The organism is Streptomyces sp. NPDC101132, assembly GCF_044759225.1.
Taxonomy (GTDB): domain Bacteria; phylum Actinomycetota; class Actinomycetes; order Streptomycetales; family Streptomycetaceae; genus Streptomyces.
On the sequence record NZ_JBIVYX010000012.1, the window covers coordinates 157,906 to 175,828 of the forward strand.

Below are 17,923 nucleotides of genomic sequence, written 5' to 3' on the forward strand. Positions count from 1 at the left end.
GGTAGCGGTAGCGGTAGCTGACTGCCGGTTGCCGGTGTCGGAGTCGGGGCCGCGGGTCCCGGGCGCCCCCCACCAGCGCCCGGGTCCGCGGCCCCGAAGTCGGCCGGCCCGGCGCTGCCGGGCCGAGGCGGAGCTCTCCCCCACCCCGCCCCTTCCCGAACCGGGGCTCCGCCCCAGCCCCTCCCCCAGACTCCGTCCGGGGGGACCCCCACGCCTCAAACGCCGGCGAGGCTGGAGTGGGCGGTGGTGTCACGCACCGGGCACGGAGCCCGGCTCCCGGCCCCGGCACGAATGTGCCGCCGGGGGCGAAGATCAAGCCCCGCCGGCGACTGAGGCGCGGGGGTACGGGGGCGGAGCCCCCGTGGTGGGCGCGGGGTACCGGCCCACCACTCGCTACGGTGGGCCGGTATCCGAGACGCGCCGCACGGCTAGAGGTTGCCGCGCTTCTCCTGCTCCCGCTCGATCGCCTCGAACAGCGCCTTGAAGTTGCCCTTGCCGAAGCCCATCGAGCCGTGCCGCTCGATGATCTCGAAGAAGACGGTCGGGCGGTCCTGCACCGGCTTGGTGAAGATCTGCAGCAGGTAGCCGTCCTCGTCCCGGTCCGCGAGGATCTTCAGCTCGCGCAGCTCGTCGATCGGCACGCGCGTGTCGCCGACCCACTCGCCGAGCGTGTCGTAGTACGCGTCGGGCACGGTCAGGAACTGGACGCCGGCCGCGCGCATGCTGCGCACGGTGTTGACGATGTCGTTCGTGGCGAGGGCGATGTGCTGCACGCCCGGGCCGTTGTAGAACTCCAGGTACTCGTCGATCTGCGACTTCTTCTTCGCGATCGCCGGCTCGTTGATCGGGAACTTCACCTTCTTGGTGCCGTCCGCGACCACCTTGGACATCAGCGCCGAGTACTCGGTCGCGATGTCGTCGCCCACGAACTCCTTCATGTTCGTGAAGCCCATGACCTTGTTGTAGAAGCCGACCCACTCGTCCATGCGGCCCAGCTCGACGTTGCCGACGCAGTGGTCGATCGCCTGGAAGGTCCGCTTGGCCGGCGGCGCGACCAGCGGGTCGACGGCCGTGTAGCCCGGCAGGTAGGGGCCGGTGTAGTTGGCGCGCTCGACCAGCGTGTGGCGGGTCTGGCCGTACGTGGCGATCGCGGCCAGCACGACGGTGCCGTGCTCGTCGGCGATCTCGTACGGCTCGTCCAGGCCGCGCGCGCCCTGCTCGACGGCGTACTTGTACGCGGCGCGGACGTCCGGCACCTCGATGGCGAGGTCGATGACGCCGTCACCGTGCTCGGCGACGTGCTCCGCGATGAACCGGCCGTGGTCGGTCGTCGGCTTGATGACCGAGGTCAGGACGAAGCGGGCGGAGCCGTTGGTGAGGACGTAGCTCGCGGTCTCACGGCTGCCGTTCTCCGGGCCGGCGTACGCCACGAGCTTCATGCCGAAGGCCGTGGAGTAGTAGTGCGCGGCCTGCTTGGCGTTGCCGACGGCGAACACGACCGCGTCCATACCCTTCACCGGGAAGGGGTCGGCCTCGCGCTCGGTGTCGGGGGTGTGATCCAGGGTCTCAGTCATGAGCGCAGATTCCCGCTGTTCCACAAGCTGCGCAATAGTTTCTTGTTTCGCTGTGCAATATGACCAGCTGGGTGGGAGTATCGGCGGGCGCCCTGTACAGGATGACCAGCCCAGGAGGGCTCATGGGGATCGACCGCCTGGACGGCAGGCTGATCGTGCTGCTCGCCCGCGAACCGCGCATCGGCGTACTGGAGGCCTCGCGCCGCCTCGGGGTCGCGCGCGGCACCGTGCAGGCCCGCCTCGACCGGCTGCAGGCCAACGGGGTGATCCGCGGCTTCGGGCCGCAGGTGGACCCGGCGGCGCTCGGCTATCCGGTGACCGCCTTCGCGACGCTGGAGATCAAGCAGGGCCAGGGCGCCGACGTACGGGCCCACCTGGCCACCGTCCCCGAGGTGCTGGAACTCCACACGACCACGGGGCACGGCGACATGCTGTGCCGGCTGGTGGCGCGCTCCAACGCGGACCTCCAGCGGGTGATCGACCGGGTCGTGGGCTTCGAGGGGATCGTGCGCGCGTCCACGGCGATCGTGATGGAGAACCCCGTGCCGCTGCGCGTCATCCCGCTGGTCGAGCAGGCCGCCGAGGACCCCGAGGAGTAGCCGGGAGCGGACGGCGGGAAAGCCCCTGCAGAGATGCAGAGAAGTAGTTGCAAAGAAACCCTTGCACAGACTTCTTTGCAACTCTAGGGTGGTGCCATGCCCGAGAATCCCGAAGGCCCCGCGCCCGACGCCGGGGCCGCGAAGGCCCCGTCCGACCGGCCCGACCGGACCGTCCACGAACTGGACGCCCGCACCCTCCGGGGACTCGCGCACCCGCTGCGCATGCGCCTGCTGAAGGCGCTGCGCTCCAACGGCCCCGCCACCGCCTCCCAACTCGCCGAGCAGCTGGGCGAGTCGAGCGGAGCCACCAGCTACCACCTCCGCCAGCTCGCGGCGTACGGGTTCGTCGAGGACGCGCCCGAGCACGGCAAGGGCCGCGAGCGGTGGTGGAAGTCCGCCCACTACGGCACCCGGCTGCCGGAATCGGTGGCCATCGACCCCAACCCCGAGGTCCGGGGCGCGGTCGACCTGTTCCGGCACGAGGTCGCGACGATCCACGCCCAGGAGGCGAGCACCTGGATCGCGAACTCGCACGACTGGCCACAGGAATGGCAACTGGCTTCGGACCTCAGCGACTTCACCCTGCGACTGACGGCAGCCGAGACCGCCGAGCTGGTCCGCAAGCTCCACGACGTGATCAACAGCTACGACCGGACCGAGCCGGCCGAGGACGCCCGGATGGTCCGCTTCCACGTGCACGCCCTGCCCCGCACCCAGGACCAGGGCACCACCGACTAGCCCGCACCCTCCTCACGACACCCTGACACCGGGCGGCACTTGACCCGCCGCCCGTCGCGCCGCCGGGCCCGCACGGCGGCGACCCCTCCCCGCGGCACCCGACCCGCCGCGTCCACCGCCGCGCGTCCACCGCGGCGTACGGGCCTCCGCGCCCCCACCCCGGCCGCGGCGCGCCCTCCCCCGCCCGGACCCCGGCCCGCGCACCCACGTGCCCGGACCCCGGTCCGCGCACCCACACCCCACAGAAGGAGTCCTGCCATGCACACCTTCAGCGACACCCACACCCAGGCCCACTGCGCCCGCGCCGCCGAGCTCCGCGCCGCGGCCCGCGACTGGCACCTGGCCCACGAGGCCGGCCGGGCCGCCCGCGCCCACGGCCTGCGGCACCGCCTCGGCGAGGCGCTGGTCGGGGCCGGCACCCGCCTCATGCACCCCGCGCCCGCGGCATGACCGGTACCGCGCACCCGGCGGCCCCCTCCCACAGGGGGCCGCTCGCGGCCCTGCTGGCCGCCAACACCGTTTCCATAGCGGGCAGTTCACTCACCCTGATCGGGGTGCCCTGGTTCGTGCTCCAGACCACCGGCAGCCCGGCGCGGGCCGGGGTGGTGGCCTTCTGCGCGACCCTGCCCATCGTGGTGGCCGCCCTGGCCGGCGGCCCGGTGATCGACCGGATCGGCCGGCGCCGCGTGTCGGTGCTGTCCGACCTGGTCTGCGGCGCGTCGGTGGGGGCGATCCCGCTGCTGCACCACGCGGGGCTGCTGGAGTTCTGGACGCTCTGCGCGCTGATGGCCGTCGGCGGGCTGGTGCACACCCCCGGGCTCACCGCCCGCGGGGTGCTGCTGCCGAACCTCGCCCTGCACGCCGGGACCACCGTCACCCGGGCCGCGAGCCTGTACGACGGGGTCTCGCGCGGCGCCCGGATGCTGGGCGCCGCGCTGGCCGGCGTACTGATCGCCGTACTGGGCGCGGAGTCCGTGCTGCTGCTGGACGCCGGCACGTTCCTGGTGTCCGCGGCGCTGGTCGCCTTCGGGGTGCGCGGGGTGGCCGCGGCCGAGCCGCGGCCCGGCGCGGGGGCCGTCTCCCTCGCCTCGTACCGGGCCGAGCTGGGCGAGGGCTGGGCCTTCCTGGTCCGCAGCCGGCTGCTGCTCGGCGTGACCGTGATGGTCATGGTCACCAACGGCCTCGACCAGGCGTGGGGCGCGGTGCTGCTGCCGGTGCACGCCCGCGAGGAGCTGGGCGGGGCGGCGCAGCTGGGGCTGCTGGTGGCCCTGTTCGGCGGGGCCGCGCTGCTGGGCGCGCTGCTGTACGGGGCGGTCGGCGAGCGGTTCCCGCGCCGGGCGGTGTTCGCCGCGGCCTTCCTGGTCAGCGGGCCGACCCGGTGGGCGGTGGCGGCGGCGACCGACACGGTGACGCCGCTGGCGGTGACGATGGTGCTGGCGGGCCTGGGGGCGGGGATGCTCAACCCGATCCTGACCACGATGGTCTTCGAGCGGGTTCCGGAGGAGCTGCGCAGCCGGGTCGCGGGGGTGTCCACCGCGGGGTGCGAGCTGGCCATGCCGCTGGGCGGTCTGGCGGCCGGACTGCTGGTCGAGGGGGCCGGGGTGACCGGCGCGCTGCTGGCGTTCGGGGCCGCGTACCTGCTGGCGACGCTCTCGCCGCTGGTGTTCCCGTCCTGGCGGACGATGGGCCCGGAGTACGCCGTGGTGGCCGCGGAGCCGGTCAGCAGCTCGGGACCGAGCCGCCCTTCTCCAGCGCCTTCAGGGCGGACACCGCACCCGACAGGGTCGTGACCGGGACGAGCCGCAGCCCTTCGGGCAGCTCGGCCTTGGCGTCGGAGCACTCCGCCTTCGGCACGAGGAAGACGCTCGCGCCGTCGCGCTTGGCGGCCTGGGTCTTCAGGGCCACCCCGCCGACCGCGCCCACCTCGCCGGTGTCGGTGATGGTGCCGGTGCCCGCGATCACGCGGCCGCCGGTGAGGTCGCCGCCGCTGCCGTCGCCGTCGATCTTGTCGACGATGCCGAGGGAGAACAGCAGGCCGGCGCTGGGGCCGCCCACGTCCGCGAGGGAGAGGTCGACCTTGACGGTCTTCGGGTCCTTCTTGAGGTAGCCGAGGGCCGCGGCGGTCGCGGCGTCCTGGGACTTCTGCATTTGCTCCAGGTTGTGCTGCTCGATCTCCTCGTCGTTTCCGCCCGTCGGGTAGACCGCCTCCTTGGGGAGCACCGCCCGGTCGGTGCGGAACCAGCTGCCGACCAGTTCGCCGAGGCCCACGTCGACGGAGGGGCCGGTGGCGAGGATGGTGGTCATCCTGAGCTGCCCCTCGGTCTTCCGGGTCGGGGCGCCGGTGACGGTGATGACCGGCTTGCCCTTCTGGGAGCCCAGGACGTCCGCCGTCAGCCCCGGACGCGCGAGCGCGAAGGGCAGCGGGGCGAAGGCCGCCACGGCGAGCAGCGCGAGCACGGGGGCCGCGCAGATGCCGAGGGCGGTGGGGCGGGGCAGACGAGTGAGGCGTGAGAGCACCCGGCCAATCTAGCGGGCCGGGTGCTCGGGACGGCTCCGGGCGGCTCCGGGCGGCTGTGCGCCCGGAGCCGGTGGGGCGGTCGTGCACGTACGCGCGTGGGGGGAGTGCGTACGCGGTCGGGCCGTCAGCGCAGGGCGTCGGCGACCTCGCGGGCCGCGTCGACGACCCGCGGGCCCACGCGCTCGGGCACGGCGTCGGCGAGCATGACGACGCCGACGCTGCCCTCCAGGCCCGTGATCCCGACCAGCGGTGCGGCGGCACCGCTGGCGCCGGCTTCGAGCTCGCCGTGGGTGAGCGTGTACCCCGGGTCGTCGGGGGCGTTCTGGCGGGCGGCGAGGATGGCGCGTCCGGCGGCCCCGCGGTCCAGCGGGTGCCGGAAACCGGCCCGGTAGGCGACGTGGTAGTCGGTCCAGGTGGGCTCCACCACGGCGACCGCGAGGGCCTCCGTGCCGTCGACGAGGGTCAGGTGCGCGGTGGCGCCTATGTCCTCGGCGAGCGAGCGGAGCGCGGGCAGCGCGGCCTCGCGTACGAGCGGGTGGACCTGGCGGCCCAGCCTCAGCACGCCGAGGCCGACGCGGGCGCGGCCGCCCAGGTCACGGCGGACCAGCGCGTGCTGTTCGAGCGTGGCGAGGAGCCGGTAGACCACGGTGCGGTTGACGCCGAGCCGGTTGGAGAGCTCGGTGACGGTCAGACCGTGGTCGGTGTCGGCAAGGAGTTTGAGGACTCGAAGTCCTCTGTCGAGAGTCTGGGAGGTTTCCGCGGTCACGACGCCTCTCCCTCTGTGGTGAGCGGCGGTGATCTCTCACGGGGCGGTAGCGCTGCCGGTCCCATCGGCGACGCACGGAGAGGCCGCCGGATAAAGGCCATGAGCACCGGCTGCGCTCCGCGGCGGCGCTGCCACGGGGCGTTTCAATGCGGGGAAATGTAGCGACCGGGTCCGCTGAGCGGAAGCCCTCGTCCAGAATCCGGGCGGTAGCAAGCAATTTGCGCCGTTTCGGGACCAAGGTCTTCGACACCGGGGACCTTATACGACCCGAAAGGGATTTACCGTTTCATTACCATCGGTATGGTCGACCGCACTCCGCGGTCAACGGCGAGGGCCCGTGCGTTCCTCCGCACGGGCCCTCGTCCACGTTTCGTACGAATCCGGATCAGCGCATCCGGGTGGCCCACTCCTGGACCTTCTTGATGCGCTCGCGCAGCTGCCCGGCGGTGGCCTCCGCGCTCGGCGGGCCGCCGCAGACCCGGCGCAGCTCGGTGTGGATCACGCCGTGCGGCTTGCCGCTCTGGTGGACGTACGCACCGACCATGGTGTTGAGCGACTTGCGCAGCTCCAGCAGTTCTTTGTGCGACACGACGGGGCGCCGCTCGGCCGGCAGCTCCAGCAGGTCGGCCTCGGCGTCGGGCCTGCGCTTGCTGTGCGCGATCTGGCGCGCCTGCCGCTTCTGGAGCAGCAGCTGCACCTGGTCGGGCTCCAGCAGGCCGGGGATGCCGAGGTAGTCCTGCTCCTCCTCGCTGCCCGGGTGCGCCTGCATGCCGAATTCGGCGCCGTCGTAGAGGACGCGGTCGAAGACGGCGTCGGACTCCAGCGCCTCGAAGGGCAGCATGTCCTGCTCGCCGGTGTCCTCGTCCTGCTGCTTGTTCGCCTCGTCCATCTCCTTCTCGGACTCGGCGTACGGGTCCTCCTCCCCGCCCTCCTTCTTGGGCTTGTCGAGCACGTGGTCGCGCTCGACCTCCATCTCGTTGGCGAAACCGAGGAGGTAGGGGATCGTCGGAAGGAACACCGAGGCGGTCTCGCCGCGCCTGCGGGAGCGCACGAAGCGCCCGACGGCCTGGGCGAAGAACAGCGGGGTGGAGATCGTCGTCGCGTACACGCCGACGGCGAGGCGCGGCACGTCGACGCCCTCGGACACCATGCGGACCGCGACCATCCAGCGGTCGTCGTTCCCGCTGAAGGTGTCGATGTGCTTGGAGGCCCCGGCGTCGTCGGAGAGCACGAGGGTGGCCTTGGTGCCGGTGATCTCGCGGATCAGCTTGGCGTACGCGCGGGCCGAGTCCTGGTCGGAGGCGATGACCAGGCCGCCGGCGTCCGGGATGCCCTTGCGGACCTCGGTCAGCCGCTGGTCGGCGGCGCGCAGCACGTTGGGCATCCAGTCGCCGCGCGGGTCGAGCGCGGTGCGCCAGGCCTGCGAGATGGCGTCCTTGGTCATGGGTTCGCCGAGGCGGGCCGCGATCTCGTCGCCGGCCTTCGTGCGCCACCGCATGTTTCCGCTGTAGGACAGGAAAATGACGGGACGAACCACCCCGTCGCCGAGAGCGTTCCCATATCCGTACGTGTAATCGGCGGACGATCTCCTGATTCCGTCATTCCCTTCCTCGTACGTGACGAAAGGAATGGGATTCGTGTCGGAACGGAAAGGGGTTCCGGTGAGCGCGAGGCGGCGGGTCGCCGGGTCGAATGCCTCCAGGCAGGCCTCGCCCCAGGACTTCGAATCGCCGGCGTGGTGGATCTCGTCGAGGATGACGAGCGTCTTGCGCTGCTCGCAGCGGTTGCGGTGGAGCATCGGGCGCACGCCGACACCGGCGTAGGTGACGGCGACGCCGTGGTACTCCTTGCTCAGCGGTCCGGCGGAGTACTCGGGGTCGAGCCGGATGCCTATCCGGGCGGCCGCCTCGGCCCACTGCTTCTTCAGGTGCTCGGTGGGGGCGACCACGGTCACCTGCTGCACGACGTGGTGGTGCAGCAGCCACGAGGCGAGGGTGAGCGCGAAGGTCGTCTTGCCGGCGCCGGGCGTCGCGACGGCGAGGAAGTCGCGGGGCTGCGTCTGGATGTACTTGTCCAGCGCCCCCTGCTGCCAGGCACGCAGCTTGCTGGCGGTACCCCACGGGGCACGGCCGGGAAAGGCGGGTGAGAGGTGGTGGGAGGCGGTAGTAGTCACGGTCTCCGGTTCGGGGCTCTCGGCTGTACGGGCGGTCGCACGCGCAGTGACGGGCCCGCCGGCACGTGCGGGACGGGCACGTCGTGCGGGCTCAAGGGCGGTCGTACGTAAGGACAACCGGGCCACCCTACCGGTGCCGCCGACCCACGTGCGGGCAGACGAGGCCGTGACCTCGGGGGGTGCGGCGAGACTCACATCCGGGGGCGCGGGGGAATACGAGTGCCCGGGCCGGGCGGGCGGGGCCGGACGCACCGGTGCCCCGCGCCGGGCGGCGCGGGGCACCGGGGTCAATGCCGTCAGGCTGCGAAGCGGGGCAGCTGTGCCGCGATCTTCGGGACGTCCAGCGCTCCCTGGCACACGTCGAGCACGAACTGCTCCGCCTCGTCCACGTCGAACTGGGCGTCCAGTGGGTGACCGTTCATGTGCAGGAAGACCCAGGTCGCGTACCAGGCGATCCGCTTGTTCCCGTCGACGAGCCCGTGATTGCGGGCCAGCGATTCCATCAGCGCAGCGGCCTTCTGCCACACGTCGGGGTAGGCGTCCTGGCCGAACACGCTCGACTGGGGCCGCGCGAGGGCCGAGTCCAGCAGACCGAAATCACGCACGTCACTGGCCCCGAGCCGCTGCGCGAGGTTCAGCAGCTCGGGCAGGGTCAGGTAGTGCATCAGGCGAGCCTCCGGTTCAGCTCCTCACTCGCCTTCAGCACATGCTCGGCCGCTTCGTTGAAGAGGCGCGAGTGTTCGTTTACGGCTCTGATGACGGCGTCGTGCGCGAAGGACTGCATGCTCCGCCCCTCGGCCTCGGCACGCTCGCGGAGCGCGTCCAGCTCTTCCTCGGTGAACCTCACGTTCAAACCAGCCATGACACGACGGTACCGCGTGGTACCAGCCGGTGTCACCCGGTTTCGGCGCCCCGTGCGGGTGAAAGCCGGGAGGCCACCCAGACGCCCACCGCGGCCACGCACGCGATCGGCAGGAAGACCGCGGCGAAGGCCCCCGGGTGGGAGGCGGCCGCGTCGGAGGAAGCCGCGGCGTGGGCCATGCCCACCGAGCCGCCGCCGAGGGCGGCGAAGGCCGCGCCGCCGCCGGCCAGCAGCACCACGTTCGCGAGGGCGTCGGAGATCTGGAGGGCGGCCGAGTTGGCCCCCGCCTCCTCCGGCGCCGACAGCTTCAGCAGCAGCACGCTGCCCGCCGCCATCACCAGGCCCATACCGAAGCAGGCCAGGCCCCACACGACGGCCAGCAGCCACACCGGCACGGTCTCGATCAGCACCAGCGGCACGGCGGCGATGCACACCGCCACCACGGCCATGCCGCCCACGACCAGCCGCTCGCGGTACTTCTCGGCCCACGGCCGCGCCTGCACCCAGGACCCGAGCGCCCAGGTGAGCCCGGCCGGGGCCAGCGAGAAGCCGGCCAGCGTCGGGCTCAGCCCCCGCTGGGTCACCAGCATCAGCGGGATGAAGGACTCGGCGGCGATGAACGACCCGGCCGCGACCCCGCGCAGCAGCACCACGGCCGGCAGCCCGCGGGCCGCCCGGTAGGTGCCGCTCGGCAGCAGCCCCAGCACGGCCGGCACCAGCAGCGCCGCGCCCACGGCACCCGGCAGCAGCGACAGCCACCGGAGGTCCTGGGCGGCGTACTGGAGCAGCCCGGCCCCTACGGAGATCCCGAAGGCGAGCCGGATCCGGCGCCGGTCGAAGGCGACGGGCGGGGCCGTCGGGTCCGCGGGCCCGGACGCGGTGCGGCGTATCGCGGGCAGCGCGATCAGCAGCGGGAAGACCACCAGCACCGGGATGCCGACGAACACCCAGCGCCAGCCGAGGTGCTCGGTGACCGTGCCGGCGGCGAGCGGACCGACGATGGACGGCACCACCCAGCTCGCGGCGAAGGCCGCCATGATCGCGGGCCGCAGCCGCTCGTCGTAGGCCCGGCTGACCACCACGTACAGCGCGACGATCACCAGCCCGCCGCCCAGCCCCTGCACGGCCCGCCCGAGGACGAAGAGCCACATGGCCCCCGCGGTGCCGGACAGCACCAGGCCGGCGGCGAAGGCGGCGATGCCGGTGGTGAGCGAGCGCAGCGGGCCCTGGCGGTCGCACCACTGCCCGGCCAGCACCATGCCGAAGAGGCTGGTGGTGAAGTACGAGGAGAAGGCGAAGGCGTACAGGCCCACGCCGTCCAGCTCGCGGGCGGCGACCGGCATCGCGGTGCCGACGGCCGTGGCCTCGAAGGCGATGAGCAGCACGACGGTGACGATGCCGATGGTGAGCGCCCGGTGCGCGGAACCCAGAACACCGCCCTGCGGCTCGGGCACGGGCGGCGGGGCGGTGGTCGCTGACGACGAGGTCTGCGGTTCGGTGGCGCTCATCGCCTCAGGGTAAGGGGCAACACCGGCAATCGTCCCTGTCCGGGAAGAGGTCAATGAGGCGGATCCCGTCTGGTCCGTGGGCCCTAGGACCGCCCGTCTCCGGCACCGGGGACCGTGACGCGCCCGGGGGACTGTGAACGCGCTGTGGCAGTCGCGTTGCGTCCCCGCCGGATCCCTTCCGGCCCCGCGGCGGCCGCGCATACGGTCGGAGCACCACAGCACGACCGCGTGCCCGAGTGGTTGAGGGAACCGCCTGCAAAGCGGTTTACGCCGGTTCGATTCCGGTCGCGGTCTCTGCGCGCCGTACGGCGCACGGCGCGGCACGGCACGGCGCCCGGACCCTGCGGTTCCGGGCGCCGTGCCGTTTGCCTTTCGCGTCAGCGGGAGGGCGAAGGGGACGCCCCGCGGTCCAGGGGCGGCAACGGCTCGGGCAGCCCGGACACGTCGTCCGGCAGCCCGCCGTTGTTGCGGCACCCGAGTTCCTTGGCGAGGCTCAGGGAGGCGGTGTGGAGGATGAGCATGCGGTCTTCGGCGGCGGTGGGTGGTTCGGAGCTCGTCGTGCCGTCCTCGGACGTGATCCGCCCGTTGACGCGGAGTGGGATGGCTGCCGTCGAACCGACACGGGAGCTGACGCAGTCGAAGGAGATCGAGGTACGAGACCCGTACAGCGATGTCAGCGTTCCCTTGCCATGGTCGAGGCGGCCCTTGGCGTAGTCGGGGAGGTCAGCCTTCTCGCTGTACGCCGTGAAGTCGAGCTTCACGGTGTAGTCGAGATCGGCTGAAGGCACTTCACCACGAATCACGCAGTGCGCACCTGGCATGTCACGGACCTTGTAGCCGGCCTTGTAGGCGTCCTCGAGGACCTGCGCCGCGGCGGGGATCCCCAGTTCCTGCTTCGCCTGCCCCGGCTCGAACGAAGTGGCGCCCGTGAGCCGCTCCAGCGCTTTCGCTGACGAAGGCAGCACGACCGACCCGCCGCACACCTGCATCGCGGAGAAACTCTGAGCCCGCGAAGGTTCGGGGGCGCCCTCGTCCGACGTGCCGCACCCGGCCGCGACCAGCGCCATCAGGGCTATGCCCAGCCGGGCCTTCCGGTTGCGCGTGCTCATGTCCCGTTTCACTTGCCGGTCTCCGCCTCGTGTCCCTGCTGGGCCGCACGGGAGTTTCCGGTCTGGTAGCCGTCCCGCATGGACTCGATCAGGTCGTTGCCGAAGTTGCTATTCCGGTCGACCTTATGCGCCTCGAAGAACCTCTCCATCGGCGCCTCGGCGCTGCGCTCACCCGCCTGGAACATCGTCTTGGTGCTGGTGTGCGTCTCTTCGTCGATCTCGTCCTGGTGCTTGTCCACCGCGTCGTCCGACCAGTCGCCGATCACCTGCCCCGCCACCTGCTCGATGGCCCCGCTGCCGGTGTCGACTGCCAGGGGGACGAGGATGGCCGCCGCTCCGGCCGCCGCGGCCGTGGCCGGCAGGAAGGCGACACCTGCGGCGACGGCGGCTCCCGTGCCGAACTCGATCCAGGCGGCGCGCTGTGCCTGAGCCCGCTCGTACTCCTTGTGGACCTCCTCCGCCTCGCCCCGGAGTTGCCCGGCGCGGGACTCGTCGAGCATTCCCTGCACTTCGGCAGTGGTGCGGATCGTCGCGCGGGCACGCCCTTCGTCGATGGTTCCGTCCGGACGCACGGCCGTTTCCAGCACGCTGGACGAATAGATGCGATCCGCCGCCGACACCGACGCGTAGGCGTCAGGATGCTGACCCAAAGCGCTCAACAGATCACGCACGCCCTCCCGGCCGAACTTCGCGTGCAGTTCGCCCTTGGAGTTCTGGGGAGCAAAGACGCTCTCGTCCTGGTTCTCATGCAAAGCCCAGTTGACGTCATCGATGTAACCAGCCGTCATGCGGCCCAGGCTGTCCGCCAGAATCTCCCGGTCCTTGAGAAGACCCGCGTCCCCGCCGTACTTAGCCGCGACGAGTTCCATGACCCGCGCCGAACCAGCATCGCGGAGGAGCTTCGGGTTCGGGTCGTCCCAGGCGTGGCCGAGCGTGGCTGCTTCGAGGGCGTGGCCGAGGGCGTCCGGCATGAACGTGAGGGCCTTCTTCGCCTCTTCCGGGTCGAAGATCTCGATGTCGGGGAAGGTCTTGTACTTGTCGTTCCCGAAGTAGTCGAGGTAGCCCTTGATGGGATTGCCGTCGGCGTCCTTGCCCAGATCGGGAGCGCCCGACTTCTTGGTGCCGTCCTCGTTGTAGGCGACAAGATCTCGTTCCGGGCGGAAGAACTCCTTCGCCGCATCCGGGCTGTGCCCCAGCGCCTCCAGGAAGCCCGTCATCGGGTCGAAGCCGGCGCCGTTCAGCCCGGACGGGTTGAACATGTTCTTCGGGTAGCCGCCCAGCGGCTTCGTGTCCGCCCACCGGTACGGGTCCTCGGCGTGCAGTTGGGCCGCGTGTTCCGCGATGGGGTTCAGGAAGCGGGCGTCGTAGTCGCCGTACCGCATGATGCCGCTGAGCAGCTGGTAGCCGAAGGCGCCGCTGCGGTCGTACTCGTGCAGCATGATCCGCTCGGTGCCCAGCCTGCGCAGTTCCTGCCCGAACGACGCCGGCAGGTGCGGCTTGTGGTCCGGGTCGGTGGCCGTGGCCAGGTTGAGGCCGAGGTTGCGCTGGAGCTCCTGCACGTCCTTCAGCCGCTGCCCGTTCACCTCGGTGTAGTCGTACGTGTCCGTCGACAGCTGCCCGAAGAGCTCCAGGGCCTTGCGCGGCCCGAGCGTCCCGTAGAAGTGCGTCGAGAAGGCCGGCGCGCCGTGGTTGTCCCTCAGCAGCTCGTTGAGCTGGACCAGCTCCTCGTGCGTGAGCTCGCGGCCCTTCTTCGCGAGGTCGGCCGCGCGCTGCGCCTCCTCGGCGTCCAGGCTGTCGTACTTCGGCGGGCTGAAGTCGTGGGCGTCGTCGGTGATGTTCGCCCGCAGCGCGCGGGCCATGGACTGGTCGGCGTCGTCGCAGGTCTCCACGATCGCGTCGATGCGCCGCTGGAGGGCCTTGACGGCCGCGGCCTCCTTGCGGACCAGGTCGTCGTAGTCGGGGTCGTGCCGGCCCTCGGGGTGGTTGCTCAGCGGGTCGGCGGCCCTGACCTTGCCCGAGTCGACGTCGACCACGAGCTGCTGGGCGGGGGCCTCGGTGGAGACGATCTTCTTCAGCTGGTCCTGGGCGTGCTTGAAGGCCGCGTAGCCCTGGCCGAGGATCGTCCCGATGCCCTTGGCGGCCGCGGCGGCGTCGCTGAACTCCTTGGCGGTCTTGCCGATGAAGGGCTTGGTCACGTCGGCGTTGACCCCGCGCCAGTCGGCCGCGTTCGCCTTGGCCAGCATGCCGCTTCTCGCATCGCCGGAAAGGGTCTCCAGCTTCCCGGCCATCGCGCCCCAGTCGGTCACCGCGTCGTGCAGCTTGGCGAGTTGGAGGGTGTAGATGTCGGCGAACGTCAGCGCGCTGGTCATGTCGTTGCCCTACTTGAGGTACTCGTTGATCTTGGATGCGGACAGGGCGGCGGTGATGTCCGCCTCCTCCTTGGCGTGCGAGGCCGCGGAGTAGTCCAGGTGGTTGGAGACGTTGGCACAGGCGTCGAGGAGCGTGCGCAGCTGCGTGTTCCAGCGGTCGTGGACGGTCAGCAGGGCCGGACCGCTCAGGAAGTTCGTGTTCGTGAGCGCGATCGACGCGTCGAAGGTCGCCGGGCGGGCGTGGTCGCCGTCCCGCGAGAGCCGCTGGTAGAGGTCGTACGCGTCGCTGCCGACCGCCCCGAGGGCGTCCGGGTCGACGCTCAGGTCGGCGGTGGGGCTCGCGGGGCGGGCCGCGGTGGTACGCGCGGAGGCCCATTCCTTCTCGAAGGACACGTCGCGTCTCGCTTCCTGCTAGGTCCGGCGGCGGGAACGTACGGCGACCACGGCCACGGCCCCGCCGAGCAGCACGGCCGCGCCGATTCCGAGGGCGATGTACGGCTCGTCGCCTCCGGAGCCGTCGTCGATCGGGGTGGCGTCGGCCGGGCCGTCGGCCTGCGGCGCGGCGGGCTTGGAGGGGTCCGGCTGCGGCTTCGGCTCGGCAGCGGCGAGGTCGGGGAGCGGGTACGTGTCCGCGGGGCCCGGGTCGCCGGGGTCGGTCAGCGCGACGCGGGGGCGGACGACGCCGTAGCCGATGTAGTCGCTGCGTTCCTTCCCGTCGCTCGGCTTGCCGGCCGTGTTCAGCATGACGCGGAGGACCTGGTTGTTGGTCCAGGTGGGGTGGGCGGACCAGATGAGGGCGGCGGAGGCGGATGCCAGTGCGCTGGCCGGACTGGTACCGGTTGCCGTGCAGAGCCCCGAGTTGGTGGCGCAGCCGCCGATCACGTCTCCACCGGGTGCGGCCAGGTCCACCTGAGGGCCGTGCTGTGACACCTTCACGGCCTTCGCCTGCCGGTCGATGGCGCCGACACCCACCACACCCGGGGTGGCGGCGGGGAACTTGGGAAGGTTGTCGGAGTCCCCGGAGTTGCCGACCGAAGCGAAGATCAGCGAGCCCTTCTCCAGGGCGTACTTCACGGCTTCTCGGAGATCGGCGGTGTCACCGGGGCCGCCCATCGAGACGTTGATGACCCTGGCGTTCGCGTCGGCCGCATAGCGGATGCCCGCGGCCAGGTCCCCGTGGTGGGCGTCTCCCCCGCCGCCCTCCCCCACCCGTACGGGAAGGATCTTGGCGCCGGGAGCAAGTCCGTACGAACCGCTGTTGCCGCGTTCGCCGGTCCCCGCGATCAGGGCGGCCATCGTCGTGCCGTGATTGCGGACGTCCGTGTGCTCGTCGCCCTTGACCTTGAGGAGGTCCTTGCCGTCGAGGACCCGCCCTGCGAGCTCGGGCACCGGGCTCACCCCGCTGTCGATCACCGCGACGGTGATCCCCTCGCCGGTGCTGGTCTTCCACATCTCGTCTGCCTTCATGGCGTCGAGATGCCACTGCATCGAGCGCACGGTTTCGGCCTGGGCCGGAGTCGCGGCGACTCCGGCCAGCAGCAGACCCAGCAGGGCTGACGTAGCTCCACGCATACGCATTTCGTGCAAGTTCCGTTCGCTCAGTCGATCACCGGCGGGACAACGCGGCGGTTGCCCGACTGCCAGGTCTCTTCGTCCTCGGCAAGGTAGTCGGGGCGGTGGCCCCTACGCTCCTCGCGCTCCTCCGGTTGCCCGTTGGACTGCCCTCGCACGAGACCGGAGCCGCCCTGGGTGAACGGACGGCCACTGGCCGAACCGGCCGCCTGCTGGCGCCCGTAGACGCCTCCGGGCTCACTGGCGAGCCGCCGCCCGACCGGCGAGGCACCCTGGCCACCGGCGTGGCCGCCGGCACCGCCCATGAAGCCTCCCGGGGAACGCCCGGTCTGGCCGCCGGCCGTCTCACCGATGACCGTGCCCCGCGGGATTCCGGCGGACGGCGTCCTGCTGACCGGCACCTGACGGCCGCCCACGATGCCCGAGTCCCTGGGTCCGGGGGTCAGCCCCGGGCCACCGAATCGGCCACCGGGGCCGCCGGGGCCGCCGCCCATGACCGGCGGCGGGGTCTGCCGGATTCCCCCGCCGGGCGGGAGGCCGGGGCCGCCGCCACCCGGCTTGACGCCGTTCGGCGGCAGCACCAACGGCGGAGGCGGGGGCACGTTCGGCAGCGGACCCCCGCCGTTGGGCGGATTGACCACGGGCGGCAGCGTCGTGACCGGCGGAGCCTTCCGCTCGATCGGCGGCGCCACGCTGTCGAGTCGCGGATCGTTGTCGCGATCCGGGATCACCGGGGTACGGGCGTCCGGCGTCACGGGAGTCGGGGTGTTCGGCTGCGGAGACGGGGTAGGGGACTCCCGCACCGGCGGCCGAGTGGTGTCGTTCCCACCATCGTCCGAGTGCGGAGGGTTGTGGCCCGAGCCACCCGTGCCTCCTCCGGAGCCTCCCGCGTAGGCGCCGCCGGGGCGCTGGATCTCCTCAACCGACGCGTAGCCGCCGTCCGGTACGAAACGGTCCGGCGGCGGCGGAAACGTAGGCGGTTCCGCCCTGTTCATGGCCAGCGACGACGCCTCGTACGACTGCGCCAGCTTCGTCATCTGCTGGACCGCCGTCGCGTGGTCGCCGTTCAGCTTCGCGCGGGCCTCGCGGGCGATCTGGTCCGAGTCCGGGTCGTTCGGGGCGTCCTTGGCCGCCGCCAGGTTGGCCGCCGCGGACGTGTCGCGCTCGGGCATGTTGGCCTTGACCTCGACGATCGTCTGGGCCGCGTTGGTCATCCAGGTGCCGCCCGTGGCGCTGTACTCGCTCAGCCGGAGCGTCGCGTTGGCCGTGGCGTTGACCCACTCGCGGAACGAGTCGCCGCCCTTGCCCTCCCACGCCACCTTCGGGGCATGGGCCTTGAGGTCCTCGGCGATCTCCTTGATGGTCTTGGCGGCCTCGGTCAGCTGCGTGCCCAGGCTCTTGGCGGTCGCCGCGTCCGCCGAGGCGAGCATGGCGAGCAGCTCCTGGTGGGTGTGGCTTTCGAAGTTCGTCGCCATCAGAAGGAACCCTCCCTCGACCCGCCGGCGTCGCCCGTGTGCGGGCCCCCGGCCGGGTCCTGGGCGTGCCCGCCCTCCCGCTCGTCGGCCTCCGGGTCGCGCTTCCGGTCGTACCGCTTCTCCGCATCCGCGTGCAGGCGGCGCATGCGCTGCTTGATGTCCTCGTCGACGTTCTCGTAGCCCACGCGGGAGCCCTCGACCGCGATGCTCAGCGCCTCTATCTGCCCGGCCAGCGCCTTCGAGAGGTTGGTCAGCTCGCCGTGGACGGTGTTGTACGCGCCGTACAGCCCGTCGGCCTCGTGGAAGCCCTTGCCCAGGTCGCCCGACGGGAGCGTGCCGTCGGCGAACGCCTTGGGTGCCGCCTGGGAGCCCTCCAGCTTGGTCAGCAGCTCGTCGACGCGCGTCTTGAACTTCTGCATCGACTCGACCTCGACGGACATGGCCTTCGCCTGCGCGGCCACCGCGCCCGCGAGACCGCCCGCCAAGACCCCGCCCGCGAGCAGGCCGAAGGAGCCCGCTCCGTCGTCCACCGCCACGTTGGCCCTCCCCGTGTGTCACCCGCGTGTGCCCCGGCCCCGTTCGCATCCGTTCGCACGCGGACGGGAGATCACTCTAGCGAGCAGGACTGACAGACCAAACTCCGGGTTGCACGTGCAATGG

At 71.7% G+C, this 17,923-nt stretch carries 17 protein-coding genes and 1 tRNA gene; 5 read left to right on the forward strand and 13 right to left on the reverse strand.

The window, feature by feature from the left end:
• Positions 1–428: 428 nt before the first annotated feature.
• Positions 429–1,574 carry a 4-hydroxyphenylpyruvate dioxygenase gene (gene hppD, locus ACIQUR_RS26390; RefSeq protein WP_403668909.1) on the reverse strand — a complete coding sequence of 382 codons (1,146 nt, stop codon included), beginning with the start codon at positions 1,572–1,574 and terminating at the stop codon, positions 429–431.
• A 122-nt stretch (positions 1,575–1,696) separates the two neighbouring features.
• Between hppD and ACIQUR_RS26395 the strand changes: the two genes are divergently transcribed.
• The 4 genes from ACIQUR_RS26395 to ACIQUR_RS26410 all read left to right on the forward strand — a co-directional run bounded on the left by ACIQUR_RS26395 (position 1,697) and on the right by ACIQUR_RS26410 (position 4,701).
• On the forward strand, positions 1,697–2,173 hold the full coding sequence (locus ACIQUR_RS26395) for an Lrp/AsnC family transcriptional regulator (protein ID WP_403668912.1): 477 nt from the start codon (positions 1,697–1,699) through the stop codon (positions 2,171–2,173).
• A 96-nt stretch (positions 2,174–2,269) separates the two neighbouring features.
• Positions 2,270–2,911, forward strand: a complete 642-nt coding sequence (locus ACIQUR_RS26400) for a helix-turn-helix domain-containing protein (RefSeq protein ID WP_403668915.1) — start codon at positions 2,270–2,272, stop codon at positions 2,909–2,911.
• 258 nt (positions 2,912–3,169) lie between these two features.
• Entirely contained in the window at positions 3,170–3,361 is a 192-nt protein-coding gene (locus tag ACIQUR_RS26405) for a hypothetical protein (RefSeq protein ID WP_403668918.1), read from the forward strand.
• Positions 3,358–4,701, forward strand: a complete 1,344-nt coding sequence (locus tag ACIQUR_RS26410) for an MFS transporter (protein ID WP_403668921.1) — start codon at positions 3,358–3,360, stop codon at positions 4,699–4,701. Before ACIQUR_RS26405 ends, ACIQUR_RS26410 begins: the two co-directional genes overlap by 4 nt.
• Here ACIQUR_RS26410 and ACIQUR_RS26415 read toward each other — a convergent pair.
• From ACIQUR_RS26415 to ACIQUR_RS26440, 6 genes are all read right to left on the reverse strand, one after another.
• Positions 4,631–5,428, reverse strand: a complete 798-nt coding sequence (locus ACIQUR_RS26415; protein WP_403668924.1) for a S16 family serine protease — start codon at positions 5,426–5,428, stop codon at positions 4,631–4,633. The two genes, ACIQUR_RS26410 and ACIQUR_RS26415, sit on opposite strands and share 71 nt — an antisense overlap.
• A gap of 125 nt (positions 5,429–5,553) precedes the next feature.
• Positions 5,554–6,195: an IclR family transcriptional regulator gene (locus ACIQUR_RS26420; protein WP_399944790.1), complete on the reverse strand. Its 642-nt coding sequence runs from the start codon at positions 6,193–6,195 to the stop codon at positions 5,554–5,556.
• 385 nt (positions 6,196–6,580) lie between these two features.
• Positions 6,581–8,368 carry a DEAD/DEAH box helicase gene (locus tag ACIQUR_RS26425; RefSeq protein WP_399944788.1) on the reverse strand — a complete coding sequence of 596 codons (1,788 nt, stop codon included), beginning with the start codon at positions 8,366–8,368 and terminating at the stop codon, positions 6,581–6,583.
• A gap of 296 nt (positions 8,369–8,664) precedes the next feature.
• Positions 8,665–9,033: a type II toxin-antitoxin system death-on-curing family toxin gene (locus tag ACIQUR_RS26430; RefSeq protein WP_399944785.1), complete on the reverse strand. Its 369-nt coding sequence runs from the start codon at positions 9,031–9,033 to the stop codon at positions 8,665–8,667.
• Positions 9,033–9,230, reverse strand: coding sequence for an Arc family DNA-binding protein (locus tag ACIQUR_RS26435; RefSeq protein WP_385531896.1), 198 nt, complete (start codon positions 9,228–9,230; stop codon positions 9,033–9,035). Before ACIQUR_RS26435 ends, ACIQUR_RS26430 begins: the two co-directional genes overlap by 1 nt.
• 32 nt (positions 9,231–9,262) lie before the next feature.
• Positions 9,263–10,738, reverse strand: a complete 1,476-nt coding sequence (locus tag ACIQUR_RS26440; protein ID WP_403668930.1) for an MFS transporter — start codon at positions 10,736–10,738, stop codon at positions 9,263–9,265.
• A gap of 222 nt (positions 10,739–10,960) precedes the next feature.
• Here ACIQUR_RS26440 and ACIQUR_RS26445 point away from each other — a divergent pair.
• Positions 10,961–11,032, forward strand: a tRNA-Cys gene (locus tag ACIQUR_RS26445).
• 83 nt (positions 11,033–11,115) lie between these two features.
• Here ACIQUR_RS26445 and ACIQUR_RS26450 read toward each other — a convergent pair.
• Genes ACIQUR_RS26450 through ACIQUR_RS26475 form a run of 6 tightly spaced genes read right to left on the reverse strand, consistent with a single transcriptional unit; the run spans position 11,116 to position 17,799 of the window.
• The gene (locus ACIQUR_RS26450; RefSeq protein WP_403668933.1) at positions 11,116–11,847 is read right to left on the reverse strand and encodes a hypothetical protein; all 732 of its coding nucleotides are present in this window, start codon (positions 11,845–11,847) and stop codon (positions 11,116–11,118) included.
• A gap of 8 nt (positions 11,848–11,855) precedes the next feature.
• A complete protein-coding gene (locus ACIQUR_RS26455; RefSeq protein ID WP_403668935.1) occupies positions 11,856–14,216 on the reverse strand; it encodes a hypothetical protein in 2,361 nt (786 codons plus the stop codon).
• Between the two features lie 9 nt (positions 14,217–14,225).
• Entirely contained in the window at positions 14,226–14,609 is a 384-nt protein-coding gene (locus ACIQUR_RS26460; RefSeq protein WP_403668938.1) for a hypothetical protein, read from the reverse strand.
• A gap of 18 nt (positions 14,610–14,627) precedes the next feature.
• Positions 14,628–15,788 carry a type VII secretion-associated serine protease mycosin gene (mycP, locus tag ACIQUR_RS26465; protein ID WP_403668941.1) on the reverse strand — a complete coding sequence of 387 codons (1,161 nt, stop codon included), beginning with the start codon at positions 15,786–15,788 and terminating at the stop codon, positions 14,628–14,630.
• A gap of 26 nt (positions 15,789–15,814) precedes the next feature.
• Positions 15,815–17,263 (reverse strand): hypothetical protein, encoded by a 1,449-nt coding sequence (locus ACIQUR_RS26470; protein ID WP_403668944.1) that lies wholly within the window; start codon positions 17,261–17,263, stop codon positions 15,815–15,817.
• On the reverse strand, positions 17,263–17,799 hold the full coding sequence (locus ACIQUR_RS26475) for a hypothetical protein (protein WP_403668947.1): 537 nt from the start codon (positions 17,797–17,799) through the stop codon (positions 17,263–17,265). Before ACIQUR_RS26475 ends, ACIQUR_RS26470 begins: the two co-directional genes overlap by 1 nt.
• Between the last annotated feature and the right edge of the window lie 124 nt (positions 17,800–17,923).

Coding starts and splice junctions, on each gene's coding strand:
- hppD (WP_403668909.1), bottom strand. CDS start 1,574: ATGACTGAGACCCTGGATCACACCCCCGACACCGAGCGCGAGGCCGAC.
- ACIQUR_RS26395 (WP_403668912.1), top strand. CDS start 1,697: ATGGGGATCGACCGCCTGGACGGCAGGCTGATCGTGCTGCTCGCCCGC.
- ACIQUR_RS26400 (WP_403668915.1), top strand. CDS start 2,270: ATGCCCGAGAATCCCGAAGGCCCCGCGCCCGACGCCGGGGCCGCGAAG.
- ACIQUR_RS26405 (WP_403668918.1), top strand. CDS start 3,170: ATGCACACCTTCAGCGACACCCACACCCAGGCCCACTGCGCCCGCGCC.
- ACIQUR_RS26410 (WP_403668921.1), top strand. CDS start 3,358: ATGACCGGTACCGCGCACCCGGCGGCCCCCTCCCACAGGGGGCCGCTC.
- ACIQUR_RS26430 (WP_399944785.1), bottom strand. CDS start 9,033: ATGCACTACCTGACCCTGCCCGAGCTGCTGAACCTCGCGCAGCGGCTC.
- ACIQUR_RS26435 (WP_385531896.1), bottom strand. CDS start 9,230: ATGGCTGGTTTGAACGTGAGGTTCACCGAGGAAGAGCTGGACGCGCTC.
- ACIQUR_RS26440 (WP_403668930.1), bottom strand. CDS start 10,738: ATGAGCGCCACCGAACCGCAGACCTCGTCGTCAGCGACCACCGCCCCG.
- ACIQUR_RS26450 (WP_403668933.1), bottom strand. CDS start 11,847: ATGAGCACGCGCAACCGGAAGGCCCGGCTGGGCATAGCCCTGATGGCG.
- ACIQUR_RS26455 (WP_403668935.1), bottom strand. CDS start 14,216: ATGACCAGCGCGCTGACGTTCGCCGACATCTACACCCTCCAACTCGCC.
- mycP (WP_403668941.1), bottom strand. CDS start 15,788: ATGCGTGGAGCTACGTCAGCCCTGCTGGGTCTGCTGCTGGCCGGAGTC.
- ACIQUR_RS26470 (WP_403668944.1), bottom strand. CDS start 17,263: ATGGCGACGAACTTCGAAAGCCACACCCACCAGGAGCTGCTCGCCATG.